Genomic DNA, 26,999 nt, shown 5'->3' with positions numbered 1-26,999 from the left:
CATGGCAAATCTGAATATTGACGCTAAAGCACAGAACACCTACGACGCGATCGTAATTGGGTCGGGTATCAGTGGGGGCTGGGCCGCTAAAGAACTTACCGGTAAAGGGCTTCGTACGCTTGTCCTGGAACGGGGTCGGGATGTTCGGCACGTGACCGATTACCCAACGACCATGACGCAGCCTTGGGAGTTTGAACACCGGGGGCAGCTAACCAAAGAGGTAAAGGATGCCAATCCGATCATTAGCAAGTGCTATGCTTTTTACGAAGGGACGCAGCAGTTTTTCGTGAAAGACGCCGAACACCCGTACATTCAGGAGAAGCCGTTCGACTGGATTCGGGGCTATCAAGTAGGCGGGAAGTCACTGATGTGGGCGCGGCAAACACAACGGTGGAGCGACTTCGATTTTGAAGGTCCGGCTCGTGACGGTTTTGCGGTTGACTGGCCCATTCGTTACGCCGATCTGGCGCCCTGGTACAGCTACGTCGAACGCTTTGCGGGGATTACCGGTAATAAAGACGGGCTCGCTACGCTACCCGATGGCGAGTTTCTGCCGCCCCACGAATGGAACTGTGTGGAAAAGCATTTCCAGCAGAAAGTAGCGGGTCGTTACAAAGATCGTCACGTAATTATGGGTCGGGCGGCCCATATTACCAAGCCTCAGCCGATTCATTTGCAACAAGGTCGGGCACAGTGTCAGCACCGGACCATTTGTGAGCGTGGCTGTCCGTTTGGTGGTTATTTCAGCAGCAATTCATCAACGATCCCCTGGGCTGCCAGAACCGGTAAAATGACCCTGCGCCCAGACTCGGTTGTTCATTCGATTATTTACGATGAGCAGAAGGGGCGGGCAACTGGCGTTCGGATCATTGATGCCAACACGAAGCAGATGCAGGAGTTTTATGCCCGCATTATTTTCCTGAATGCGGCAGCGTTGAACTCAAACCTGGTTCTGCTGAACTCAACCTCGCATCGTTTTCCGAACGGATTAGGTAACGACAGCGGTGTACTGGGTAAATACGTTGCTTTCCACAACTACCGGGCCGGTATTTCAGCGCAATACGACGGCAACCTCGATTCGACCACCGATGGTCGTCGCCCAAACGGTCCGTATATTCCACGTTTCCGTAACGTCTACAAGCAGGAGACCGACTTTCTGCGGGGTTACGCGGCTGGGTTCTCTGCCAATCGTGTTTCGCGCTCAAACCAGGATGGTATTGGAGCCGACTTAAAGCAAAGCCTGCTCAATCCTGAATTGGGCGGTTGGTCCGTGGGTTCGCACATGATGGGCGAAACGATTCCGAAAGAAACGAACTACGTTGCGCTCGACGCCAATCAAAAAGATCCGTTTGGTATTCCGCAGCTAAAAATCTCGATTGCTTACGACGATAACGATGACAAAATGGTCAAAGATTATCAGGAGCAGATGACCGAAATGTTTACGGCGGCTGGTTTCACCAATATCCGGGTGCGCGACGACCGCCGGAATCCAGGACTGGATATCCACGAAATGGGTGGCGTTCGGATGGGTAAAGATCCTAAAACGTCGATGCTCAACAAGTGGAATCAGCTCCACGCCGTCAAGAACGTGTTCGTAACCGACGGTTCGAGCATGACCTCAACCTCGACGCAAAACCCATCGCTGACCTACATGGCGATGAGCGCCCGTTCGGTCGATTACGCAGTGAAAGCCATGAAAAAAGGCTTAGTGTAGAAGGAGTCGTTAACGTGTAAAAATTGTGGGGTTTCGGTGGTGTCGGGTTTGAGAACCCGACACCACCGAAACCCCACAATTTTTTTAGAACTGGAAGTAAATAAACTGATTGGACGAAAAGACACCAAAGAAGTACGTCACAAACGTAATCAGGACAAACAATACAGCAAACCGGACGGTGTTGCGCGTCGGAATGTAAAGGTAGAAATACTCTTTGATGAGGAGGAACGCAATCAGGAACAGGCTAAACCACATTTCGGTGGCATTCATAGGGCTGTCGATGTGATCGCTGGGCGATAGGGTTGTAATCCGTTGTAGAACCAGAAACGCGTCACCCACGCTTCGGGCGCGGAAAAACACCCACGTCAGCATAATCAGTACGAAGGTGATCAGCACGTTGACGACGACCCGTACAGGTGATCGATCCGATTGGCGCTCACTGGCGGGGGAGGTGACCATTCGGGGGGGCGTTGACGAGAAGCCGAGCCGAGCCAGCAATTTATCCCGTAGAACGGCCAGAATCTGATAAAAGCCGTTCAGCCCACCCCAGATCACGTAAGTCCAGTTAGGGCCGTGCCACAGACCGCTCGCCAGAAAAACAATCATCATGTTCAGGTACTGCCGGAACTCGCCTTTGCGGTTGCCGCCGAGCGGAATGTACAGGTAATCGCGAAACCAGGTCGATAGCGAAATGTGCCACCGTCGCCAGAATTCCGAAACGGACTGGGCGATGTACGGCGTCCGAAAGTTTTCCATGAGCGTAAAGCCCATCACGCGCGCGGCCCCGATGGCAATATCGGAATAGCCCGAAAAGTCGCAGTAGATCTGGATGGTATAAAAAAACGTTGCGGCTAGTAATGTCAGTCCGTTATGCGCCGACGGATCGCCGTAAGCATGATCAACAAGCATCGCTAAGCGGTCGGCAATCACTACTTTCTTAAAAAAGCCGAACGCCATTTGCATCAAACCGGCTTTTACGTTTTCCGGGTTGTAAGAGAATTGCTTGTGAAACTGCCAGAGCACGTTTTGCGGTCGTTCAATCGGTCCGGCTACCAACTGCGGATAAAACATGACATAGAGAGCGTATATTCCGAAGTGCCGTTCTGCTTTCTGATTACCCCGATACACCTCGATGGTGTAGCTCATCGCCTGAAACGTATGGAACGAGAGCCCAACCGGAAGAATGCTCATGTTGTTTTTGAACGATGTAACGCCGGTTTCGCCAAAGAAACGAAGCACTCTCACGAAAAGTCGATTGCCCAAGTTGAAAGCCCGGTCAGCTGCTTCGGGCATATGTAGGTGCTCGAACAGCCAGGAAATATTCTCGGTAAAAAAGCCGAGGTATTTAAAAAAAGCAAGAATGCCAATATTCGTAACCAGCGACACAACGAGCAGCCACTTGCGGGCTTTGCCGTGCGTTTTTTCGAGCCAGATCCCCGCAATGTAGTCAATAACAATAGTCGCGAATAAGATCAGCACGTACGCTGGCTTAAACACCATGTAGAAGTAAAAACTCGCCAGCAGCAGCAGTATCCAGCGCCCCTGCCACTTCAGACTAAAGTAAGCGAGTGTTACAACAATAAAAAACAGTAAAAACTGAAGCGAATTAAACAGCATATGGTTCTGCCTGCGCAACCGACTTGGGTCGGCGCAGCGCGTTCATTGCCCGAATGGCGTAGTAGATAAATCCAGTAAATATGAGCAGTTCAATCGAATATTCCAGCGCGGCAACTGGGGTTACCAGGGCCGTCAACCGGTTGTAGTAGGGCATACCAAGCCGCCACCACAGCGACGGATGGATAGCCGCCAGAATGTTGAACCCGATTAGCCCAACGCAAAACCAGGTCCGTCGGAAATTGGTCATGGTGAAAACGAGCGGCAACATAAACAGATACGCGTAGTTGCTGATCGCATTTTGCTGGACAATGCTCATGACACTGTAGGTCAGGATGTACAGAAACGGTAGATAATCCTGATACCGCCAGTTTTTGCGGGATGAGTAAATCCGCCATACCCCAACCAGCATGATCAGAAGCGTAATCAATAAACCGCCCCATTTCCACAGGTCATTTGCCGAGCGGAGCCCTTCGGTCAGGAAGGGATTTGAAATCGAACGCCAGTTGGGTGCTTTTAGGAAATCGCCTTCGTGCGATTGCTGCTCAATGAATAGGGGTAGGCCCGCTTTGAAATACAGGAAAAGTATAGCAGGAATGCCGACAGTCAATAAGCCTGCTGTGAACCACGATACAAACCGCAAATTACGCAGACTGAGCAGCCAGACTGGAATAAGCAGCAGGATAAAAACGGCTTTGGTTGCCAGCATCCCCAGACCAAGTACCAGCCCGGCGGCATAAGGTCTTGATTGCATCAGCGGAATAGCCAGTAGGGCAAAGAGCCAGAGAATAACGTCTTCCTGTCCGCTGAACACGCACATGACGAGCGGCAGAGGCAGGATATAATAAAACACACCTCGGAACAGTCGTTCGCCCAGCGACTCCTGCGTCTGATAGTAGTGAAACGTCAACCGAACGGCCAGTCCTTCAACGATCATCATGGCAAGCACGACCATGCGCATATCGCTCCACAGGCTCAGGAACGGAGCAAGCCAGTACCCGAACAACGGCGAGTAGCAACTGTATACATCGCGGTAGGGAACCCCACCCTGTAAGGCCGACATGCCAATGGGATAATAAAACGTGGCCACATCCGATTGGGGCTGGTAGCCGAGGACGATGTAGGTAACGATGAATGGAATCAATCGGAAAGCTACCCAGCAACCGTCGAGGACCCATACGCCAGAACGTTGTAGTTTATTGACGACTGCGGTTCGTTGCCACAGCAGTCCAATCAGGAAAAGTCCTAAAGCAACCGAAACCGCTGCTTTGATATAAACAATAGTCATAAACTGACATCTAGTTTATGAGTTTCAGCCCGAAGTTTTGGGTGCAAACAGAGTCCACACTCGTAAAAACTTCGGATTGAAAACACGTTGATTTAATACACGCGCTCAACGCGCTCGACAAAATCGCCAAACTGTTTGGCGGGAATAAACTGGATCTGTGTTCGGTACGACAGCACCATGAACACGAGCAGCAATGAAATTAGGAATGCCTGGAGAATAACAATCAAAAACGAAAAGATCAGATTACTCGTCCAGCCGGGCGTTGATGTATTGGTGAAAAACTTTAAAAACAAGACAATACTTATTCCAAAGATCGACACAACAAGCATCATCATGCAAAAAAGTACGAGTCGCATGGCGGTTGTGTCGATCAGTACCGAGACGGCACTCAGGCCATGCAGTACCAGCGACACGAAATTCATCTTCGATTCACCGGCCAGGCGACGACCCCGTTCGAGCGGAATAGCGGTATACGGAAGCCGTGAGCGAATGACACCCCCCGGATAATTATTCCAGATTTCGGAGACATGGGCTAGTTTTCGCAACTGACCGGCTGGAACCAGACTAAAATTGCCAAAGGTAATTACCTTACCCGTCAATAACTGGAAAACAGACTTATAAACAATGTAGAACGTCCGGAACATAAGGCTTTCGTGACGTTTGGCCCGATGCGCGAATACAACATGGCCCGGCTTTTCGATGCCTCGCTCCACCAGTTGCACAATGTCTTCCGGGCGGTCTTCGCCGTCGGAATCCATCACAATAGTGGGGTATTGATCCGGCTGATCGGCCAAATAAGCAATGCCTAAGGCGATGGCTTTCTGGTGGCCAACGTTCCGAAACAGCCGCAGTATGGATAAGGATTTTCCGACTCCGGTGGGTAACGTATCGTAATTGATGGCCGAGCAGTCATCTACGATCAAAAAAGCAAGCCGGTTCTGTATCGACGCATCGACCACTGACCGAATACGCTCAATTAGCAGCCCTACTGCCAGCCAATCGTTGAAAAGTGGTATGACAACATTAATCTGATCAGGCAGTGAATTGGTTCTAGTGTCCAACGTGATGGTGGTTTGAGCGGCAAAAATAGCCTTTTATCCTAAAACATGCCTGTACATTTAGCGTATAGCACAATCCCGTAGGCGATTGCGACTATCCGTGTTAGTCAGGTATATCAACAAACTGGTCGCCAAACCGAATGGTACTCCGTTCAGGTTGAGTCTGAAAAAGCCCCAGTCGGTAGCGGCCCGGCTGCATTAAATGAATCGGTAAAGCCGCCGAAAAGCCAGGAGCTACCCGCCACGGTTTATACGTTACCGGTCGGTTTTTCGGTGCGAATACCAGGTAGGTGTGCTGGGCCGATTTCATGATTACATATATTCCCGAGTTGATTCCTACGCTATAATTTGGAGTAGTACCGTCCACAACAAAATAATCCGCTTGACGAGCGACTTGTAAGGGCGGCATCGCGGTCGTCGCAACAACGGATTTGGCAAGTTGCTGTTCGTCGGGTGTGATGGCCGGGTTGGGGAGATTGTACCAGTTTCGATCACGCATTAGCACAATTAGGTTGCTGATATACCGCGCGAGTTCAGAGTTACGGGTTCCGCCAAGGCCAATATCGCTATGCAGTTGATTGAACGTTAAGCCCTGCATTTGTTTGCGACGTTCTATGGCTTCGGGTATGTACGTACCATACGTCAGCAGATTAAGACCCAGAAAAAGCAGCCAGACCGCTGGCCAGATGCGGGTGCGTATCGTTTCGGAAAGTTGGCTAAAGAGTAATACGCTGGCAACCGACCACAGGGCCAAAGCGTAGATCCGGTAGGGGATGTGGAGCGCCATGCCAAAATAAAACCGCAGTCTGAAAAAGGCGATCAGGGCAATGTTGGCCAGTAAAAAGAGCAGACAGCCCGCAACAAAGATCTCGAAGAACGAATAATTTTTGTCGCTTTTGACAAAACGAACCAGCACGCGAACCAGCCAATAACCCAGGCCGATCATCAGAACCAAACCGGCCAGAAACGGCAGAAAAAACCGGTATTTTTCGGGTAGTGTTGGAAATAAGTCAAATACACTTCCGGAGAAAATTAGAAAACCGGCAATCGTTTGTAGCGGATGCTGCAATACGTACGCAAACCCCGCGTCGTTACCCTGCTGAACCGGATAACCCAAAAAGTACAGGTATACGCTCAACCCGCCGGCTATAATCCAGATAGCTAACGCTTGCCAACGTCGTTGCAGGACCAGCATACCAACGCCGGCAGGCCATAGCAGGAGTCCATTGCCCATACTGAACGTGCTGAGTAAACCGAGTGCCAGCGCAATGCCTACGTAAAGCGGTCGGTTGATGGCGAGCACAAAAAGCGTGAGTGTGACTAGTGAAATGATGGCCAGATATTGCAGGGAAAAAATGGCCGTGAACGTCATAATGTAGCTCTGCGCCGTGAAAAGCAGCAGTGGTACAGGAAGCAGGCCAATGAGAGCGGATTGCGATAGGCGTTCCTGACTCCTGAGCGCCCGGTAGAGCAGATAAAAAATCAGGACCAGACCGACATTGGCCCAAAGCATCAGATTAGCAAAATTGATGCCCCCGGTCAGGTAATAGTGAGCAAGAACCACGAGCCGGGCGTAAACCACCCGGTGTTCGTTGTTCGGGCGTAACAAAGCGGCTACGGATTCACCGGCAGACGGAGCGTTGAGAAACCGGTCCAGAAAATAAGGAATATTCTCAAAATCATCGAACCAAGGAATGTTGTAGCGAAGAGCAAAAAAGTAAACAAAGAAACCGGCAATCGGCAGCAGTAACAAGGGAATCGTTAGTCGAGATGATGCCAGTAGTCGGTAGAGCCGAGTCATACGGTTCAGAGAATGCGCTTAGTGAGTAGGGGAAGTCGGATTGTCCTGGAGAACAATCGTCTGTTTGTGGTAATAATCGGCCCAGCAGCGGTTCCACAGGTGCTTTGGGTCTTCTTTGACATCTTCCATGAACATAGAAGCCGGATAAACCGGTAACGGAGTAACCAGCGCCGTGTCGGTGCCTGATTGGGTCATCTGGTTATACCGATCCTGCATCGCCTGGTCGTAACGAGCCGCCCGACCGCTAAGCCAGTCACCGTAGGCAAGCGGAAGCACCGGCCCAAAGCCAGCCGAAAGTCCCGTCCACACGAGTGCGCCCATGGCGACCGGACGGACAAATCGTTGACCTAGTTGCGGATGGATGCGGTCGCGTAAAACGGCTACCCAAAGCGTCAGGTTATACCCCCAACTCAGCCAGAACACTAAATTGATGAGGTTAACCAGCCGATAGGCGGGTGCTATGCCTACTGCGTAGAAGTGCAGCGAAATCAGTACCAGTACCGTTGCCGAACCATGCAGCAATGCGAGCAAGGGGTGTAAGCGCAGGTAAGCTGGTAAAGGCCGGTTAGCCGTAAGCCGGTAGGCGATAGGAATGTACAACAGCGATAAGGGGAGCAGAGGAGTTAGAAAAATCTGACGCGTCACGTACCCTACCGCAAATCGGAGCGACGACAGCAACGTAAGCGGAATATCCCGGCTGTTGGGGTTCGAGCCCATCCGAACGGCATTACCCGGTGCGGAGATCAGGTAGTAACAACCAATGGCTCCCACAACCAGCAGCGTCAGCGTCGTAAACGATAAGCGACGACGCTGGATCAGTTCGCCCAGTGCCAGCAAGCCCAGGACCGACATAACCATAACCATGCTTGTCTCGCTGGAGCCAATAATACCCAGAATAAGCAGGCTCTCGACGGCTATATAGCCGATGTGCCAGCCAAAACCGCTTCGTTTGTGCGCGAGTAGTGTGGCTAACAAAAATAGCAGAAAAACGCTGGACAGACTGTAGCAGGCCATTCCCGCGTACCAGTACAAATATTCGGATAGGCTCGTCAACGTGGCGACAAAGCCCACAAAAAGACCGGCAGCTAGTGCTAGTTTGACCGTGGCATCAAACGGGTTGTGTAGCCACTGACTCGCGAAAGCGTAAAAACTTAGTGCCAGTAACGCCAGCAAAACAATGGGGTAGATCTTGTAACCAGCGTACCAGCCAAAGGTCAGCGGGCTACCATGAACCAGAAAGTTGTGAAAAAAACGACCGCTCCATCCGTCATAATAGATTTGCTGTGATTGCCAGAAACCGTATCGCATCGACGTATTGGCAAAACAATAATCGTCGGTGGGTGAGGGGTGATTGTAAAACGACAAGGCAATCAGCGGCAACGCAATGACAATCGAAAAAAACAAAAGCAAGAACGAGACAGAACGCGCCAGTGGCGAAGATGTAGTCATGAACAGGCTATTAAAGCGGTGTTGGCTGTTGGGATTTTACTTTTCTGGGACGGTTGTTCCAGAGAGGGTAAGCGACCACGGCCGCCAGGATGACCAGCGTACCCAAGTAAAAGCCTGCTGTCATGCGTTCGGCGTTGCCGAAAATCAGTACAGCGAGTAAAATCCCATACACCGGCTCCAAATTTACAGTTAAAACGGCCATATACGGTGAAAACTTACGCAACAGCCGTACCCCAACCGTATACGCGTATACCGTACAGACCAATGATAGGATCAACAGCCAAAGCCATTGCAAGGGTGTGTGCGGTACGTATTGAATCGGAGGATTGGCTTCGAGGGGGTCGGCCATCCGGGCAATGAACCACAAACCAAGCGCCCCGACGGAAGCTCCGATCATCTCGTAAAACGAAATGACCAGCGCATCGTATCGTTGCGTGAAACGGCTGTTAATGATCGTAAATAATGACGACAACATAGCCGCAGCCATAGCCACGACCAGACCCGCTATTTTGTCGAACTCAAATTGAAAGATCAGGTACAAACCCGCCATAACAACTCCACCCAGCACAACCTCAATCAGTTGGATGCGTCGGCGCAGGATTAGCGGTTCCAGCAGACTTGCCCACAAGGAACTGGTGGCCATACCGGCCAGACAGACCGACACGTTTGACAGTCGGGCCGCTGCGAAAAACAAAACCCAGTGCAAGCCAATAAGACCGCCGGTTGCCAGCAGTCGCCAGCGGTCGGTAGAAGAAACGTGCAGATTCTGGCGACGGACCACCAGTACAATTCCTAATCCGAGTACAGCCAGTAGGGTTCGGAACAAAACGACCGCCGACGAATTGAGGGGTTCCAGAAGCTTGCCCAGAATGGCCGTGAAGCCCCAGATCAGCACAATGAAGTGAAGTTGAAAATAATCGGTAAACGTGGGCTTTTGGGACATAATGAATAGGCGGGAGAGGGCCGTTCTGAGAGTCAAAACGGGTTCTTCCCGCGCATGATTACCTCGGAATTGTATTATACAGAAATACGCCGACGACCGTAAAAATAGCATTTGGCAGCCAGACTGCCACAACCGGATTCAGGTTGCCCGATTCGGCAATCCCCTTCGCCAGCATGAAAAACAAAAGATACGTAAAGGCCAGGAAGAAGCCCAGCGCCACCTGCCAACCCACGCCCCGGCGGCTTTTACGCGCCGACATGATGACGCCAATTACCGTCAGGATGATAATGGCAAACGGGCGCGTATCGCGGCTGTACTTCTCCAACAGGTAGGTTTCTACACCGTCCGAACCACGACTGACGAGTAAGTCGATGTGTCTGTTTAACTCCGGACGAGTCAGTGTTTCGTATAGGTTGAAATCGGAGCCGAAATCGTCGGGCTTCAGATTGAGCGTGGTATCCAGTCGGGCACCGGGCGTCAAGGTTTCCTGTAAGCCGTTGATCGTCCGAATTTTATAGTCGTACACGCCCCACTTCTTTTTCTTCTTATCCCACTCAATGTGATCGGCGGTAAGTTTTTGCTTTAGCTCATTTCCTTCAACGCGTTCCAGCGTGAATCGATAACCCGTATTACTTTGGTTGTTATAACTCTCCAGATACGCGTAGGTATCGGGCGCAATCTTGATATGAACATTGCGACGGGAGTAGGTGAAAGCGTCGTTGATGTATTTTATCTCGAAGTTAATTCGGGTTTTATTGGCCTTCGGAATGACGTAGTTGACCATAAAATACGTCACTACTGCCAGTATCGACGCGCCGAGCACGTACGGAAACAGCAAACGAATGAAACTGACACCACTGCTCAGAATTGCGATAATCTCGGTGCGGGCGGCTAACCGTGAGGTCAGGAACACGGTCGCAATAAAGACCATCAGCGGGCTGATGTAGTTGGCCCAATAGGGAATAAAATTAAGGTAATAACTCCCCAAGATTTCGCTGGCGGGGGCATTGTTCTTATGGAAATTGTCCACCTTTTCGGTGTAATCGATCATAACGACAACCAGCACAATCACCATCACCACGAAGAGATAGGTTTGCAGGAAACGTTTGAGTATATACCAGTCTAACAGTTTCATCGTATAGGAAGTCGGCTTCTTTGAAGCGACACAGAACTTAGCTTAGCCTTTCGGTTTCTTACAACCGACATTGCACAATTAATTGACTAACAAATTTCGGGCAACTTCGTGACTGACAAACACCGGTCGGCCACCCGTAATCTGAAGTAAAACCGATTTGTCGAAGGCGTTGATTTCCGTCACAGTCACCAGACAGCCAAGCGTCAGTTGGGAATGATCGAGGTGCTGCAAGAACTCGGTCGAATGTTCGAGCACACCCATCAGTCGGACACCCTCGCCCGCAACCACGTCCGACAATTTTCGGTAACCGGTCTGGGGCATGTGTCCAGCCGGAGTCGGAATTGGATCGCCGTGCGGGTCAAACTTCGGGTTACCCAAAAACGCATCCAAACGGCTCACCAGTTCGTCCGAGCGAATGTGTTCCAGTTCTTCGGCGATGTCGTGCACTTCATCCCAGCCGAAGCCTAGCTTCTCAACCAGAAAAACCTCCCAGAGCCGGTGCCGTCGGATAATTTGCAGCGCCAGCCGTTCGCCTTCGTCTGTCAGCCGGACACCCTGGTATTTCTTATAATGAATCAGTTGCTTATCCGCCAGTTTGCGCAACATGTCAGTCACGGAAGCCGCTTTAGTGGCGGTCATTTCAGCCAACGCATTCGTGCTTACCTCTCCTTCCTGACGGGTGGCGAGGTAGTAAATGGTTTTCAGATAATTCTCTTCGGTAAATGACTGCATAACGATAGCTACCTAGTAGAAACGGATAAGTAGCATGGAACAGTTTAAAGGCAAAGATAGTTTTTATGTTAAACTTTCTAAAAATTTAGACAAGTCTAAATTTTTATTTCAACAATGCTTATATTTGAATGTTATAGCTGTAGCCAGTAAAACATTTCGGGTTGGCGACAAGTATCCATTAGTGTATCGAATAAAATGGAAGCAACAAATACACCCATGAAAGGATGGCAGCGAGCCAGTACAGACAATTCTCTGCCGGATGTTCATAGCTCCGTTCACGTTCCTAAGAACAGTGGTTTTTTCAGGACGTTGATGGCTTATTTCGGGCCGGGGCTCATGGTGGCGGTTGGTTATATGGACCCCGGTAACTGGGCAACCGACATCGCAGGGGGCGCTCAGTTCGGCTATCGGTTGCTGTCCGTTGTGCTGATTTCAAATCTGTTTGCTATTCTGCTTCAACACCTTTCGCTCAAATTAGGCATTGTTACCGGACGGGACCTGGCGCAGGCGTGTCGGGATCACTATAGCCGTCCGGTTGCGGTTGGCTTATGGGTACTAGCCGAAATTGCCATTGCCGCTACCGATCTGGCCGAAGTAATTGGCTCTGCTATTGCCCTGAACCTGCTATTCGGCTTACCCATTACGGTCGGTATTCTTATAACGGCGCTTGACGTACTGCTGTTACTTTACTTGCAGAACAAAGGATTTCAGACAATCGAACGAATCGTGGCCAGCCTTATCTTCCTGATTATCGGATGCTTTGGTTATGAGTTGTTTGTGTCGCGACCTGCCGTCGGTGATGTGCTTAGCGGGTTACTCCCTCGTACAGAAATCGTTACCAATCCCGCCATGCTTTACATTGCGATTGGTATTCTGGGGGCTACGGTAATGCCGCATAACCTTTACCTGCATTCGAGCATTGTACAGACCCGCGACTTTGGCCGGGATGACGAAGGACGACAAACCGCTATCAAGTTTGCCACGATTGACTCGACCGTTTCGCTGTTCCTGGCGTTTTTCATCAATGCGGCTATTTTGATTTTATCGGCGGCAACGTTCCATTTTTCGGGAAACCAGCATGTTGCTGATATTACCGATGCGCATCGGCTGTTAGACCCCATCCTGGGCGTTAAACTGGCTGGTATCCTGTTTGCTGTAGCTTTGCTAGCGTCGGGTCAGAATTCGACGCTGACGGGTACCCTGGCCGGGCAGATCGTCATGGAAGGCTTTCTGGAGCTACGGATCAAACCTTGGTTACGTCGCCTTATTACGCGTCTAGTTGCTATCGTACCTGCTCTGATCGTCGCTATTCTGTACGGCGAGCAGGGAACTTCGGAACTCCTGGTATTTAGTCAGGTAGTTTTATCGCTTCAGTTAAGTTTTGCTGTATTCCCGCTGGTGTCGTTTACCAATGATAAGCTGAAAATGGGTCGTTTCGTAAATCCTGGCTGGGTAAAAGTCGTCTCCTGGGTCGTGGCCGTTATCATCATGGGGTTGAATGGATATTTGCTTTGGGATACCCTGTTTTAAGCATACCGTTTTTCGGATAATTAAAGCGGCACAAAAGGCGTAGATCAATCTGCTTTTTGTGCCGCTTTGGGTATGGACTTTGTGCTTGGCCGTTTACAAAGTAATCGATTGTTGGTTCTCCGGTTGGGCTAATTTTAAGGACCTGATGCATGACAGCACATCAGCGTTCGGGCCGAATGCTCAAAAAAATCATTTCAGCGAGGATGATTTTAGGCAACTCAAACCCAACGACTCACTGGGGGCTATTTACAATGAGTCACTAAACGATTTTATGTCCGTTGCTTTTTTGCCTTCCTACGGCCGGCTGTTTATTCCATTATTTTTTGGCTTGCTGGTCGTCGTATTGATGCGAAAAGTACTTTTTCGGAGGAACCAGCCGCCTGTGTCCTGGCGCATCGGTGAATGATCGTTCGATGGAGCCGGCAAATGACGAATTGATGACTGGTATTTTTGGGAGCGATTTGGCTGATGAGCAAAAAAGATCAGGGCTTTCGCAGCGGCTGTACCACGCTTACTTCTTGCGTCACAAAGAAACGTCGTACAACCGACTGCGAAAGCCCTGAATGTATGGTATACGATTTTTAGCTTCGTTTGGATTTATCATCTTCACTTCCGAGTAACAATATAAAGAAAAATATTACTTTAAAGCCAGTTAAACTCTATTTATCAATTTTTTGGCATCGTGGCGCTTCACATCAACTGATTTGAAAGAGTATGATAGCGCTTTGTGCTGATTGTATAGAAGCTATTAGTGGATACGGAAACGCTGATCGGATGACGGGACGATAGGTAGTGTCGACTAGCAATTGATTGCGTAACGAGTTAAAAAAGAGACGATTCGCTCATGGAACGAATCGTCTGCTCAAACACACCTAATTAAACAAAACCTATTGTGTAAATGGGGATTCCATACATACGGAAAAGTGTGTTTTTTGGATTTGTCTAAAGGCTACTTTTTGCATGCTGCTTTGGTAGACTAGTGTATCGGTAGTGCGTTGAACTAGCTTGGAAAAGGGGCATGAACAAGGGGTTTATGGGTTGCCAGCGCTGATATAGTTTAAACTCAAACAATAACTTAACAGTTAGCTTTACGCCAATCGAACAAATTAGCAACTTTCCGATCAACCAGCGTTGATGAATCTAAACAACGGCTATCTTTGCCCCGTTTTGACCCGCTCGTAAAATGACCAGGCGAAAGCCGATCTTATGGAAGATAAGAAGCATTTAGACACTGTCTCGGCTGCCGGTTTGCTGGTAGCAATGGGAATTATTTACGGTGACATTGGCACATCACCGTTGTACACATTAAGAGCCATTATTGGAGCGGGAAATGTCATTCAGGCCGACGTCGTTCGGGGGGCTCTTTCCTGCGTATTCTGGACACTCACTTTACAAACAACCGTTAAGTATGTAATCTTAATTCTACGAGCTGATAACCGGGGTGAAGGAGGAATTTTTGCGTTATACGCCTTGGTTCGGCGGCACGCTCGCTGGCTAACGCTGCCCGCTATCATTGGTGGTTCGGCCCTGCTTGCCGATGGGATCATTACCCCGCCTATATCGGTGTCGTCAGCCGTAGAAGGGCTTCGGCTGCTGTATCCCGATATAACGGAAGAACTAATTGTCAAGATTGTTATTGCGATTCTGACGGTTTTGTTTCTGATTCAGGCGTTTGGAACAAGCGTTGTCGGTACGGCGTTTGGCCCGATCATGCTGGTCTGGTTTGTGATGCTGGGAACACTCGGGCTGGTTCAGGTTGCGCAGGCACCCGGTATTCTGGCAGCGCTCAACCCTTACTACGCCTGGTGGCTTTTGTCTGAATATCCGGGTGGCTTTTGGTTGCTGGGTTCCGTATTCCTCTGTACGACGGGGGCTGAAGCACTGTATTCCGATATGGGTCACTGCGGACGCGCCAATATCCGGGTTAGCTGGATTTTTGTCAAAACGTGCCTGATTCTGAATTATTTTGGGCAGGGTGCCTGGTTGATCAGCCAGGAAGGGCAAGTGCTGAAAGATCGTATTCCTTTTTACGAAGTAATGCCGCCCTGGTTCCTGACCATTGGTATCGTCATCGCTACAGCCGCAACGGTTATTGCCAGCCAGGCGCTTATCAGTGGTTCGTTTACGCTGATCAGTGAAGCCATCCGGCTGAACTTCTGGCCGAAAGTCCGGCTGCGTTACCCAAGCGTTCAAAAAGGGCAGCTTTATGTACCAAGCGTCAATCTCTTGCTGTGGGCTGGTTGCGTTGGGGTTGTGCTGTATTTCCGCGAGTCGTCAAACATGGAAGCGGCTTACGGGCTTGCTATCACACTGACGATGCTGATGACGACACTGCTGATGTCGTATTACCTGTACACAAAGAAGTACCAAGCCTGGGGCGTTGTGCTTTTCCTGACCGTTTATCTGGGTATCGAAGGATCATTCCTAGTCGCTAACCTGATCAAATTTCCGCATGGTGGCTGGGTGTCGCTGTTGATTGGCCTCGCCATTGCCAGTGTAATGTACATCTGGCTACAGGCGTTCCAGATCAAACTTCGACTGACGGAATACGTCCGGATCGATCACTACGTACAGGCTATCAAAGAGCTTAGCCGCGATATCAGTATTCCTAAATACGCGACGCACCTGGTCTTTATGAGCAACGCGGCCCGTCAATCGGAGATCGAATCCAAGATTATTTATTCGATTTTCCAGAAACGGCCCAAGCGTGCTGATATCTACTGGTTTGTCCACGTCGATACCACCGACGATCCGTACACGATGGAATACAAAGTGAATACCATCGCGCCCGACGACGCTTACAAAGTGACGTTTAAACTCGGATTCCGGGTCGAGCAGCGTATCAACCTGTTCTTTCGGAAGGTTATAGAGGACATGGTGAAAAACAAGGAAGTGGACATCACCAGCCGGTACGAATCGCTCCGGGGCCAGAACGTTATTGGCGACTTCCGGTTTGTCGTGCTGGAAAAATTCCTTTCCTTTGAAAACGAACTGCCGTTTCGGGAGCGGTTTATTATGAACCTGTACTTCAACATAAAAGGCTTTACCACGTCAGAAGACCGCTGGTTCGGTCTCGATAGTAGCTCGGTAAAAATTGAAAAGGTACCGTTGGTCATTCGTCCGGTCGAAAACGTCAAACTCAAACGAATCGCATCCTAAGTTTACAGTTCATGACTTGTTGCGTGGCCATCCGTACAGTCGTATAGAGGCAACCGAACGTCGTGAACGGTAAACCGATAAACAGTAGATTATGAAAATTCTCATCACCGGCGGGGCCGGCTTTGTTGGCTCATCACTGGGCATTGCACTCAAGAAAAATTACCCTGATTATCAGATTTTTGCTCTCGATAACCTGAAACGGCGTGGTTCGGAACTGAGTCTGGCGCGGTTGAAAGCAGCCGGAATCGAGTTTATCCACGGTGACATTCGCAGCAAAGAAGATTTTGATTCACTACCTGCGGTGGATACCGTTATTGAAGCTTCGGCCGAACCGTCGGTACTGGCAGGTCTGGATGGAACGCCGGACTACCTCATCAACACAAACCTGTTTGGTACGGTCAACTGCCTGAACTACGCGCTCAAGCACAAAGCCAATTTTGTTTTTCTGTCAACGAGTCGCGTTTATCCGATCAAAACCATCGAAACGCTGAACTTCGATGAAGCCGACACCCGGTTTGTGCTGACGGACGATCAGCCGGTTGCTGGCGTATCATCACGCGGCATCGCCGAAAACTTTCCGCTGGACGGGGCTCGGTCGCTGTACGGCACAACCAAGCTGGCGTCGGAGTTGCTGATTCAGGAATACAACGAATTTTATGGCCTGAAAACGGTCATCAATCGCTGTGGCGTACTAACCGGCCCTTGGCAAATGGGCAAGGTGGATCAGGGTGTGATGGTACTTTGGATCGCCAAACATTACTTCGAGCAGCAACTGGCGTACATCGGCTACGGCGGTACGGGTAAACAGACCCGCGATATGCTCCACATCGATGATCTGTACCGGTTGATCGACTGGGAATTGCATAACCTGGATAAAGTAAACGGTGAAATCCTGAATGCGGGTGGTGGTGTCGAAAGCAGCGCGTCGTTGCAGGAACTAACCGAAATCTGTCAGGAGGTGACCGGAAAAACGATCCCGATTAAAGAAGTTGCCGAAAACCGCGCGGCTGATATCCGGCTTTACATCACCGATAACACGAAGGTAACGAACCTCACGGGTTGGAAACCGCAACTCGGTATCCGCGAGATTGTAACCGACATTCACGCGTGGCTCAACGAAAACCGGGCGGCTCTGGAGCCAATTCTAAAGTAATTGAGAATCTCTGCAAAGAACAATGGCTAGACCTTTTATAAGGGTCTAGCCATCTTTGTTTAAGAGGAAGGTCCGAACCAGTGAGCTTAGTGGCTAATGGTTTTCGAATACAGAAAATCAAGTACTTCGTTGCCTAGTGCTTTTGCGCTATCGGTTTATCGCCAAATAGCATAATGTCGGCGTTTGTAACCGTATACGAAGGCCATTGGGGAAGGTTTGAGCCGTTCGGATTACCAGTTTTGGCAAAGTTCACCCAGTACGAAGATAGTTGGTTGGCGAGTTCGCGGTCGATAGCTTGCCAGGGCCGCTTTAAAAACGCTAGATTGTTTAGGGCGTAAGCTACCTCGGCGGTGTGAAACGCACCGTATTGAAGAAAGTTTCCCGTAGCCGGTGGCTTGTGGGCAAAATGATAAACGTACACCGGTGATTTTCCCGTTTCACTCTGCATCTGGGCCAGTTTATACGTTGGTAAGGCATACGTCAAATCGCGATGAAGCGCGGCTTGTGAAGCACCTGCCTGTTCATCGGTAGAGGCCGGGTAGTAGCGCAGAACGTCATCTGCGAATGCACCGTACTGCCGTTGTAAATCCCGCCGAAACTCGTCTTGTTTACGATCCGTTGGTGCCCCGCCGTCGTCGGCATTCCAGCCTGTCAGCAGCGGGACTTTCGTCTGTTCACCTGACCCAAAAATGGTTGCTATCGATTGAGGTAGCACATAGCCGTCGACAATCGGGCCAAAACGTTCCTGCACCTGTTGAAGTAACTCCTGAGCGGGTATCGCTCGTAGCTTATCAGGAGAGGACGCGTGTAGGGCTGTGGCTACGGTTACACCTTGCTCTTCGGCTTTTAAAAGGCTGGTTGTGTTGATGGTTGAATTAGCCAGTACACTTGAACCACTTTCGGCGATGGCTTTGTGAAACAATCCCCGAGCCAGTGGAGAAGCCAATAGACAATTGACGCTTCTGGAACCCGCCGACTGGCCCGCGATGGTTACGTTCGCTGGGTCGCCCCCAAAGGCCGCGATGTTTCGCTGAATCCACTGTAAGGCCGCAATCTGATCCAGCAGACCGTAATTGCCTGACGTTTTAGTCGAAGACTCTTTGCTCAGATCGGGATGGGCAAAAAACCCGAAAATGCCTACCCTATAGTTTATAGAAACAAAAATTACACCTTTTCGGGCCAGCGCTTCGCCATCGTAAATAGGAACGGCGCTTCCCCCGCTGCTGAACGCTCCGCCATACAGCCAGACGAAAACCGGGCGTTTCTCGCTGGAAGATTTGGCTCCTGTCCAGACGTTCAGGTACAGACAATCTTCGCTGATGGGTTCAGCCGGAACGAGAAATTCCGGGGTGTACACACCAAAAGGTGCTGGTGTCGGCTGCATCGGACTTGGGCCAAAATCGGTACAGGCTTTGACGCCTTCCCACTTAAGTGCTGGTTGGGGCGGTTGCCAACGTAGATTACTAATTGGTGGAGCCGCAAACGGAATCCCTTTAAAAGCTACGAGGGCGCTGTCTGCAGTAGACATTCCTGAAATCAGCCCGCTTTCTGTAGCGACTTCATGCCGCATTTGAGCAGTGCAGACGGTAGAAAGGCAGCAGAAGGAAAAGAGACCCATTAGCCAGAAAGGACGGGTAACGCGCCAAAGTAAACATTTATCCATGTAAAGAAATAAGAACACTCGCTAGCCAGACAAATTGCAACGGCTTAACACTCCTTGAAGGAGCCAGTGCTATTAGTGCAAATGTTAGGCCAAAAGGTGACTTGTGGACTATTTCTTTGCGGCTTCGTTTCGGGCAGCTCGTTTCATGTCTGCTTGAGTAAACACAAGCGCCACGCCGTTCATGCAGTAGCGAAGACCGGTTGGATCGGGACCGTCGTTGAAAACGTGACCCAGGTGCGCATCGCAGACAGCACACCGAACCTCTGTGCGCCCGCCATCAGGTTCGGTGTACAGTGCGTTCTGGACGATGGGCGCGTAGAAACTCGGCCAGCCCGTTCGCGAGTCAAACTTGGTCAGCGAGGAAAAAAGTGGGTTGTGGCAACACACACAGCGGTAGATTCCCGGTCGGTGTTCGTAGGTTAGTTCGCTGCTGTTGGGCCACTCGGTACCGCGTTCGCGAGTCACGTCGTACTGGGCGTTCGACAGGATGGACCGCCATTCGGCGTCGGACTTTTCAACCCGTCGGCCATCCGGTGATGTTGTTCCGACGGGCGGTTTACGTTGAGGTCTGGGCGTAGCCAGAAAGCGTCCGTACAGCCATAAACTGCCCGCCGTCAGCAAGGCTACTAATAAAAACAGCTTGTTATGCTTCATTCAACGTTCACCCTTACGGAGCAGTATGATTCCAGAACAGCATCCGTGTCGTAAGAGTTTAGCGTCCAATCGCGACTTTCCGCAGAATCGAATCAATCACCTGCAAGGTCGTAACGCCGTCGGCTTCCGCTTCGTAATTCAGCATGATCCGGTGATTAAAAACGTCGGGTGCCAGTTCCTTAATGTCCTCCGGCAGTACATATTCGCGTCGGTCGAAGTAGGCGAGGGCTTTGGCCGCCAGATTTAGGTTGATGCTCGCACGGGGCGACACGCCAAACTGGATGTAGCGGGCTTCGTCGCGAAGATTGTATTCCATGGGTCGGCGGGTCGCAAAAACCAGTTCGATGATATAGCGCTCCAGCGTTTCTGAAATCGTTACGCCGTTGATTTCGTCGCGGATCGCAGCCAAATCTTCTTTGCCCAGTACCGATTGCACTTCGTAGTCGAAGTTCATGTTCGACATCCGGCGCATCACTTCCAGTTCTTCGTCTTTGTTCAGGTAATCGACGAACACCTTCATCATGAAGCGGTCAACCTGCGCTTCGGGAAGCGGGTAGGTCCCTTCTTGCTCGACCGGGTTTTGCGTGGCCAGCACCAGAAAGGGACGGTCAAGGATAAAGGTTTCTTCGCCGATGGTTACCTGTTTCTCCTGCATGGCTTCGAGCAAAGCCGCCTGTACTTTAGCCGGAGAGCGGTTTACTTCATCGGCCAGGATCAGGTTAGCAAAAATCGGTCCCTGCTTGACCTCAAACTCCGCCGTTTTCTGGTTGAAAATCATTGTGCCGACCAGATCGGCGGGTAACAGATCCGGCGTGAACTGAATCCGCTGAAAATCAAGTTCCAGGACCTTGGCGAGTGTATTGATCGTCAGAGTCTTGGCCAGGCCCGGCACCCCTTCGAGCAGAATATGTCCGCCCGTGAAAAGGCCGATAAGTAGCCGGTTGAGCAGCCGTTCCTGCCCAACAACCACCTGGCTCATTTCGTGGAATACCTCGCGGATTTTAGTATGGTACGTGAATGATGTCGCTTGCATCGGTATGCGTCTGACGTTTGCAGTGTATAAGGTTCGGGAGCGGTACGTTTCTGATTCGTGATCTCGGCTACCGAAAGCTAAAAACTAGTCAACTGAAAACCTAATCGCTAGAACGTAGCCCGAATGCTCCGGTCTTTGCCGTGAATATCCTTGTAAACCTGAATTTTGCTAAAGCCACGGTCGGCAAATACCTGCCGGGTCGCTTCACCAAACCGTTCGTTTATTTCAACGTAACACGCGCCATCTTTCGTCAGATGACGAACGCAGAAATCAGCTACGGCTTTGTAAAACACCAGCGGGTCATTGTCTTCGACAAATAGGGCCAGATCGGGTTCGTAATCCAGCACGTTCCGGTTCATATCGGCCGCTTCCGAACGAGTGACGTAAGGCGGATTGCTGACGACACAATCAAATTTACCGACGAAATCGGCAGGAATCTGCAAAATGTCTTGTATCTCAAACGACACGTCGGCGTTCAAATTCTGCGCGTTTTGTTTGGCAAGCGCAAGCGCTTCGTCCGAAACATCCCAACCCGTGACAACGGACTGCGGCAGAAAACGGGCCAGCGTAACCGCGATACAGCCGCTTCCGGTACCAATATCAACAATGGGTACATCGTCGGTACGGTCGGCGAAATCGTGCATGATCAGCCGAACGAGGTCTTCCGTTTCAGGTCGGGGAATCAGTACATCCGGCGATACTTCAAACTCAAGACCGCAAAAGATCGTTGTGCCGATTACGTGTTGAATAGGCTCCTGCCGGTTCAGGCGTTCGAGTATTCTAAACCAGTCGGGTTCCGTGCGATTGGGGGGAAGCGGTTTGTCGGTCAGTACGTCGGTCTTGCGCAGGCCGAAATAATGATCGAGCAGCATAAACGCCATTTCCCGCGCTTCTTCGGGCGGGTAGGCTGTAATATTCTTACTTAAACGTTGATAGAGTGGTTTGGCGGTGGCCATTGGGTTAAGTCGCGTAATTTTGCGTAAAACTAAAGAAGTTTGCGGTTTCTCGTCCGAAGTAGCGAGACTAATCCAATCGTATAACGATAAACGACCAACCATAAGTTACCAACTATGCATCAATTTATGCGTCGCGCACTCGAATTAGCCACGCTTGGCCGAGGGAAGGTAAGTCCGAATCCAATGGTTGGCTGCGTGATTGAACACGACGGGCGCATTATCGGCGAAGGCTGGCATCAGCGGTACGGCGAAGCCCATGCCGAACGGAACGCCATTTTTTCGATCAAGCCCGACGATGAATACCTTTTGCCCGAAAGTACGGTTTACGTCACGCTTGAGCCTTGTTCGCATTACGGAAAACAACCGCCCTGCGCCGATTTACTCATTGAGAAGCGCGTTAAACGGGTTGTCTGCTGCAACGATGATCCTAACCCATTGGTAGCGGGTCAAGGGTTTGAAAAGCTCCGGAAGGCTGGTATCGTGGTTGAAACGGGTCTTCTGGCTGAGTATGGTCGGGAGTTGAACGCCCGGTTTTTTACTTTTTTCGAGCAGAAGCGACCGTACATTATCCTGAAATGGGCTCAAACGCCTGATGGATTTATCGCAGGTGCTGGTGGCGTTCCCGTCAAAATAAGCGGTGATTTGTCCCATCGGCTGGTTCATCGGTGGCGATCCGAAGAAGATGCGATTATGGTTGGTACAAATACCGCCCGTACGGACAACCCCCGCCTGAACGTCAGATTGGTTCCGGGACGTAATCCCGTCCGTATCGTTATCGATAAATCGCTTCAACTAGCCGATAATCTACACCTGTTCGATCAATCGCAACCGACGCTGGTCTATAATTTTATCAAGACTGATACGGTTGGGCAAACAAGATCCATTCAGTTGCTGGCCGATCAGCCGCTTTTACCGCAACTGCTGGCCGATCTGTACGAACGAAGGGTTCAGTCGGTGCTGGTTGAAGGAGGAACGGCCTTGCTGGAATCGTTTATCGAAGCGGGCTTGTGGGACGAAATGCGGGTGTTTCGGAGCCACGGTATGTTACAGGAAGGCATCACTGCTCCCAGGGTTCGGGGTCGGCTTATTGAAACGGAACGAGTGGGCGAGGATCAGTTGACGATCTACAGACCATAAGGCTCAACCAATCTGGAAAGAAAAGGGGCTGTCTTGATGACAACCCCTTTTTATTGATTTTACTGCTGCGCAACAGGTGCGGCATTCGCGCCGATATTACCGCTAGCTACCAGCGTTGTCCCGGCCATGATTTTAACATTCGCATTGTAGGCATTCAGCTTATCGTAAAAACCAGCTTCGCTGATGGTGAAATACTTATTGCTCGAAAATTCACCGGTAGCACCGCTGATGGAGTCGAGTGGTTTCAATACCGTCGCCGTACTTTCCGTGATTTTTCCCTGATAAACGGACGACGTGTAAGAAGCCCCGGCAGTAGTGTTGTACAGTCCCACCTGAACCAGTGTAACGGATGGGTTGTACTTATAAAAAACGACCCGTCCGTAGATATTTTTGCCGTCTGTAGACGATAGGGTATACGCCTTGTAAGTCGATACGGTACCGCCACCGGGAGCCGCGTTTAGATTGGGTTCGTAGCTTTTCTGTTCGCACGAACCCAGAAAGATGGTCAGTGAACAGACGAAGCACAGCAGAAGACCCGCGCTTTTTAGTTTACGAAAGTAAGTCATGATGGAGTGAATGATTAGAAGTTGAACATCACGCGGCCGTAGTAATAGGCACCGTTTGAACCCTGCTGGTTGTTGGAGTACAGGTAAAAGCCTTGGTTCTCCGAACGGAGTATATCAGGATACCGGTCGAAGATGTTGCTGCCACCAATCGAAAGCTTTAGATTCCGGGTTAGATCGTAGCCAACGCTCAGGTCGAAAATGGTTTGCGCAGAGAACGTTTGGTCGTAATAGTTGCCGTTATCGTCCGACGAGATCGACCGTTCGGTGACGGAGCCAAAATAAGTGCCGCGCAGCATGACGTTCACTTTGTTGAACCGGTAGCTAGCCGAGCCAATCAGCTTGGTTCGTGGGGTTCCCGTTTCAAACTGACCGATAACATCGCGGCTCAGGTACTTCTCGACCACTTGTTCGGGGTTGAGGTTCGCTACCTTCAGATCGAGGGTTTTGCGGCTGAGGATCGTGTTCTTGCTAAAAATAGCCGCCAGCGTAAAGTTCAGGGTTTTGTTCCGACTCAGGTTGTACGTGTAGTTGCCCACAAATTCGATACCGCGCGAACGAACGTTGGCTCCGTTGACGAAGAACTGCGCTTCGCCACCGCCGATAACCTCACCGTAGTTATTGCCCACTTCCGATGCATTGAAATAGCTGGTGCGGAAAATGCGGTTGTCTACGTCGATTTGGTAGGCATCAACCGTTACTTCGAAACCACGTGTTGGCTGATAAGTCATGCCCAAACCGTACGTGCGTGAATTTTCCTGACGCAATCCTTTGATACCTAATACACGTGCCGCCGTGCTGTTAGTGGGGTAGGTCGTTACGTCCAGGGGTTGAGGAACGCCATTGGCATCGGGAACGAAGGCTGTTGCGGTATGAGTATAGTTCAGTTCCTGAAGCGAAGGAGCTCGAAAACCACTGGCGATGGAAGCCCGCAGGGTAAGCTTGTTGCTGAGCGAATAGCGAGCCGCCAGTTTACCAATCGACACTCCCCCAAAATCCGAATAGTTTTCCAGACGAACCGCTGCGGCCACCAGGAACTTGCGGGTTAGTTCGAGTTCGGCATCCAGATACGCAGCCATGGTCGTCCGGTATTCATTGCGTTCATTCTTTGGACCAAAACCCGCGAAGCACTGACAGTTCGACGATAAATTCTTAACGGTCACTTGCTGTCCTGCGTACACTTGCAGCGGTAGTCCAGTGGCATCGACAATGGGAACGCTGCTGGCGTTTTCGAGCGGTTTACCATCCGGCCCTACGAGGGCTCCAGCCTTGGTTACTGTCAGGATACCCGCGTCGCCGTAATTGTAGCTTTCGTCCTGACCTTTCAGAATCTTGTAATTTTCAATGCGCATCTCCGCGCCAAAGGCGACGTTCAGGCCGTTCATGATGCCTTTGAAATACCGCGAAAAATCAAGGTTGGTCGAATTCTGCGAAAACTGGTGCGTACCCAGGTACATGTTGACGGGGGAGTTGGAACCCAGCGAAGCGTTCATGGTATTGACCATACCAATACGCATGGCATTCCGTCCGAACGTATTGCTGAAATCAACGCTGAATTCACCCACTTTACTTTTTATCCCCGTGGTATTGGAAAAATCAGACGTGTTGGAGGTCATCTGTGGTCGGAAGCCGTTGGGGTAAAGCAGGTAGTTGAACCGGTCCGTCTGCGAGGGTCTTCTAAAATAGCAGGAGTAGCCCTGCAAGTATTTGTACGAAGCGCCCCCAAAGCTGTACAGGGTTGTATTCGGACTAATCTCGTAACCAGCGTTGTAGAACGTGCTGCCCAGCGTAACGGCTGGCATACCCGCGTATACGGCAAAGTCGGCCTTTGTCAGACCCCGTGCGCTCATCAGGCCATCCTGGGTTTGTAGGGCGGCAATCTGCGTGGTGTTGCCCGCAGCCTGCGCCGAGATCAGTTCGGGATTGGTAATGATCGGGTTGCCGTACTTGTCGGTCCTTAAGTTGCTCAGGTAGGTGTTGTCGTAAAACCCCCAATCGTTCACAAAAGGGCGTAGCGTAGGTCGGCGCTGGGTGATTTGGCCCGAAATGTTCAGGTAGCCCCGATCTGCGATTTTAAAGCCATAGTTCGCGTCGAACTGATAATTGAATCCGTCCGGTTTACCGGCGTTGGTCAATGCTCCGGCGCTACCGCCCGAATTAAGGTAACCTCCACCGGTCAGGCTACCGGTTAATTTGTTGGTTCCTTTTTTAAGGATGATGTTGACCACCCCCGCTACCGCATCAGAACCATACTGAGCGGCTGCACCATCGCGCAGGATTTCGACGCGGTCAATCGACGCAGCCGGAATGGTCAGCATGTCGACCGAGGTTGAAGGACTGCCCACCGCCGTTCCCGTAATCAGCAGGGCCGATGTATGGCGACGCTTGCCATTGATAAGTACTAGAATCTGATTCGGAGCCATGTTGCGCAACTGAACCGGATCGACGTGTGAGTCGAGGTCACCCCCCTGCGACCGGATGGCGTTGAAACTGGGCGCCACATACGCCAGCATTTGCGCCAGATCCATCTGCGGCAGTTCGCCCATTATATCCTTGATCGAGATGACATCGACCGGCACAGGCGTTTCCAGAATGGTGCGTCCCGTATTGCGGGTTCCCGTGACGATTAGCTCCGTCAACTGCGTCGCATCTTCATCCAGGGTTACTTTAAAAGTGGTTTCGTTGCCTACCTTAAACTCTTTTGATTTGAAGCCAATAAAGCTAACAACCAGTACGTCGCTGGGGCTGGCTTCGAGAGAAAACGTACCCTGATTGTCTGTAATAGCCCCTTTTCGGGAGTCTCCTTTGACTAAAACATTGACGCCTTGTAAAGCTTCTGAATTAACACTGGATGTGACCTTACCCGTTACGCGTTTGGTTTGTGCCAACGCAGCAACAGGTGCTATCATGGATAGCGTTAGCGCCATACGTAGCAGGGAAAGGAAGCCACGCTTGAGTAGTTTTCTTTTCATAGATAAGAAAAATTGAACGGATAAATTGGGTTTGAATACGTGTACTGAATCGTAATAGCGTGCTGACTCGCGGCTTGACCAAACGAGTTCTGAGCCAGCTGTTGGCCGCCTTTTAGCCATCAGGCTGCTCAACTATTGGAACAAATAACTAGTATAATAATTTGTTAAAAGTCGAATATATAAATTATAATAAGTAAAAAACAAAAATATACATAATAAAATTGTAAAATATTTGAATAGTGAAGAATATGATGGTACGTATGCTATTTGATCCTGCATACTTGGCGGTAGCTGTATTTATACTTAATTTTAGGACGGTAAAACTTTGGGAGATCAAGAAGGGTCATGTCGCCCGATTGTGTCTAATCGTATTCTACCTATTAGTCTGTAGCTACCAACTAAGAATCCTTTTTATAAAATTTCGCTTGCGATTATCCGTAGTTCT

19 protein-coding genes are annotated in these 26,999 nt (G+C 50.4%); 5 read left to right on the top strand and 14 right to left on the bottom strand.

Annotation, left to right across the window (positions count from 1 at the left end; all coding sequences use genetic code 11):
- Window position 1 precedes the first annotated feature (1 nt).
- The gene (locus M0L20_RS21305; RefSeq protein WP_248478931.1) at window positions 2-1,714 is read left to right on the top strand and encodes a GMC oxidoreductase; all 1,713 of its coding nucleotides are present in this window, start codon (window positions 2-4) and stop codon (window positions 1,712-1,714) included.
- An 84-nt stretch (window positions 1,715-1,798) separates the two neighbouring features.
- Here M0L20_RS21305 and M0L20_RS21300 read toward each other — a convergent pair whose 3' ends face one another.
- The 8 genes from M0L20_RS21300 to M0L20_RS21265 all read right to left on the bottom strand — a co-directional run bounded on the left by M0L20_RS21300 (window position 1,799) and on the right by M0L20_RS21265 (window position 11,734).
- Window positions 1,799-3,331, bottom strand: coding sequence for an MBOAT family O-acyltransferase (locus M0L20_RS21300; RefSeq protein WP_248478930.1), 1,533 nt, complete (start codon window positions 3,329-3,331; stop codon window positions 1,799-1,801).
- Window positions 3,321-4,616 carry a hypothetical protein gene (locus M0L20_RS21295; RefSeq protein ID WP_232558616.1) on the bottom strand — a complete coding sequence of 432 codons (1,296 nt, stop codon included), beginning with the start codon at window positions 4,614-4,616 and terminating at the stop codon, window positions 3,321-3,323. The genes M0L20_RS21300 and M0L20_RS21295 overlap by 11 nt, the downstream gene beginning before the upstream one ends.
- A gap of 92 nt (window positions 4,617-4,708) precedes the next feature.
- Window positions 4,709-5,677: a glycosyltransferase gene (locus M0L20_RS21290; RefSeq protein WP_232558615.1), complete on the bottom strand. Its 969-nt coding sequence runs from the start codon at window positions 5,675-5,677 to the stop codon at window positions 4,709-4,711.
- Window positions 5,678-5,777: 100 nt separating this feature from the next.
- On the bottom strand, window positions 5,778-7,475 hold the full coding sequence (locus tag M0L20_RS21285; RefSeq protein ID WP_248478929.1) for a hypothetical protein: 1,698 nt from the start codon (window positions 7,473-7,475) through the stop codon (window positions 5,778-5,780).
- An 18-nt stretch (window positions 7,476-7,493) separates the two neighbouring features.
- The gene (locus M0L20_RS21280) at window positions 7,494-8,924 is read right to left on the bottom strand and encodes a DUF6056 family protein (protein ID WP_232558613.1); all 1,431 of its coding nucleotides are present in this window, start codon (window positions 8,922-8,924) and stop codon (window positions 7,494-7,496) included.
- Between the two features lie 10 nt (window positions 8,925-8,934).
- Window positions 8,935-9,867 carry a DMT family transporter gene (locus tag M0L20_RS21275; RefSeq protein ID WP_248478928.1) on the bottom strand — a complete coding sequence of 311 codons (933 nt, stop codon included), beginning with the start codon at window positions 9,865-9,867 and terminating at the stop codon, window positions 8,935-8,937.
- A gap of 58 nt (window positions 9,868-9,925) precedes the next feature.
- Window positions 9,926-11,002, bottom strand: a complete 1,077-nt coding sequence (locus M0L20_RS21270; protein WP_232558611.1) for an LptF/LptG family permease — start codon at window positions 11,000-11,002, stop codon at window positions 9,926-9,928.
- A 78-nt stretch (window positions 11,003-11,080) separates the two neighbouring features.
- Window positions 11,081-11,734, bottom strand: coding sequence for a metal-dependent transcriptional regulator (locus M0L20_RS21265; RefSeq protein ID WP_232558610.1), 654 nt, complete (start codon window positions 11,732-11,734; stop codon window positions 11,081-11,083).
- Between the two features lie 195 nt (window positions 11,735-11,929).
- Here M0L20_RS21265 and M0L20_RS21260 point away from each other — a divergent pair, with 195 nt between their 5' ends.
- From M0L20_RS21260 to M0L20_RS21250, 3 genes are all read left to right on the top strand, one after another.
- Complete coding sequence (locus M0L20_RS21260; RefSeq protein ID WP_232558609.1) at window positions 11,930-13,264, top strand: Nramp family divalent metal transporter; 1,335 nt, start codon at window positions 11,930-11,932, stop codon at window positions 13,262-13,264.
- A 1,206-nt stretch (window positions 13,265-14,470) separates the two neighbouring features.
- Window positions 14,471-16,423 (top strand): KUP/HAK/KT family potassium transporter, encoded by a 1,953-nt coding sequence (locus M0L20_RS21255; protein ID WP_232558608.1) that lies wholly within the window; start codon window positions 14,471-14,473, stop codon window positions 16,421-16,423.
- A gap of 91 nt (window positions 16,424-16,514) precedes the next feature.
- A complete protein-coding gene (locus M0L20_RS21250) occupies window positions 16,515-17,576 on the top strand; it encodes an NAD-dependent epimerase/dehydratase family protein (RefSeq protein ID WP_248478927.1) in 1,062 nt (353 codons plus the stop codon).
- Between the two features lie 133 nt (window positions 17,577-17,709).
- Here the strand turns inward: M0L20_RS21250 and M0L20_RS21245 are convergent, their stop codons facing one another.
- The 4 genes from M0L20_RS21245 to prmC all read right to left on the bottom strand — a co-directional run bounded on the left by M0L20_RS21245 (window position 17,710) and on the right by prmC (window position 21,882).
- Complete coding sequence (locus tag M0L20_RS21245) at window positions 17,710-19,146, bottom strand: carboxylesterase/lipase family protein (RefSeq protein WP_262923972.1); 1,437 nt, start codon at window positions 19,144-19,146, stop codon at window positions 17,710-17,712.
- Window positions 19,147-19,347: 201 nt separating this feature from the next.
- Window positions 19,348-19,893, bottom strand: a complete 546-nt coding sequence (msrB, locus tag M0L20_RS21240; RefSeq protein WP_248478925.1) for a peptide-methionine (R)-S-oxide reductase MsrB — start codon at window positions 19,891-19,893, stop codon at window positions 19,348-19,350.
- Window positions 19,894-19,951: 58 nt separating this feature from the next.
- Window positions 19,952-20,926 carry an AAA family ATPase gene (locus M0L20_RS21235; RefSeq protein WP_232558604.1) on the bottom strand — a complete coding sequence of 325 codons (975 nt, stop codon included), beginning with the start codon at window positions 20,924-20,926 and terminating at the stop codon, window positions 19,952-19,954.
- Window positions 20,927-21,033: 107 nt separating this feature from the next.
- Window positions 21,034-21,882 carry a peptide chain release factor N(5)-glutamine methyltransferase gene (gene prmC / locus M0L20_RS21230; RefSeq protein WP_232558603.1) on the bottom strand — a complete coding sequence of 283 codons (849 nt, stop codon included), beginning with the start codon at window positions 21,880-21,882 and terminating at the stop codon, window positions 21,034-21,036.
- A gap of 126 nt (window positions 21,883-22,008) precedes the next feature.
- Between prmC and ribD the strand changes: the two genes are divergently transcribed.
- A complete protein-coding gene (gene ribD / locus M0L20_RS21225; protein ID WP_248478924.1) occupies window positions 22,009-23,019 on the top strand; it encodes a bifunctional diaminohydroxyphosphoribosylaminopyrimidine deaminase/5-amino-6-(5-phosphoribosylamino)uracil reductase RibD in 1,011 nt (336 codons plus the stop codon).
- Between the two features lie 59 nt (window positions 23,020-23,078).
- Here ribD and M0L20_RS21220 read toward each other — a convergent pair whose 3' ends face one another.
- Both M0L20_RS21220 and M0L20_RS21215 read right to left on the bottom strand, forming a co-directional pair.
- Entirely contained in the window at window positions 23,079-23,585 is a 507-nt protein-coding gene (locus tag M0L20_RS21220; protein ID WP_248478923.1) for a hypothetical protein, read from the bottom strand.
- 14 nt (window positions 23,586-23,599) lie between these two features.
- Window positions 23,600-26,554, bottom strand: coding sequence for a TonB-dependent receptor (locus M0L20_RS21215; protein ID WP_248478922.1), 2,955 nt, complete (start codon window positions 26,552-26,554; stop codon window positions 23,600-23,602).
- Window positions 26,555-26,999 lie beyond the last annotated feature (445 nt).

The organism is Spirosoma liriopis, from assembly GCF_023196085.1.
Classification (GTDB): Bacteria; Bacteroidota; Bacteroidia; order Cytophagales; family Spirosomataceae; genus Spirosoma; species Spirosoma oryzicola.
This window is presented reverse-complemented; position numbering and strand designations above follow the sequence as displayed.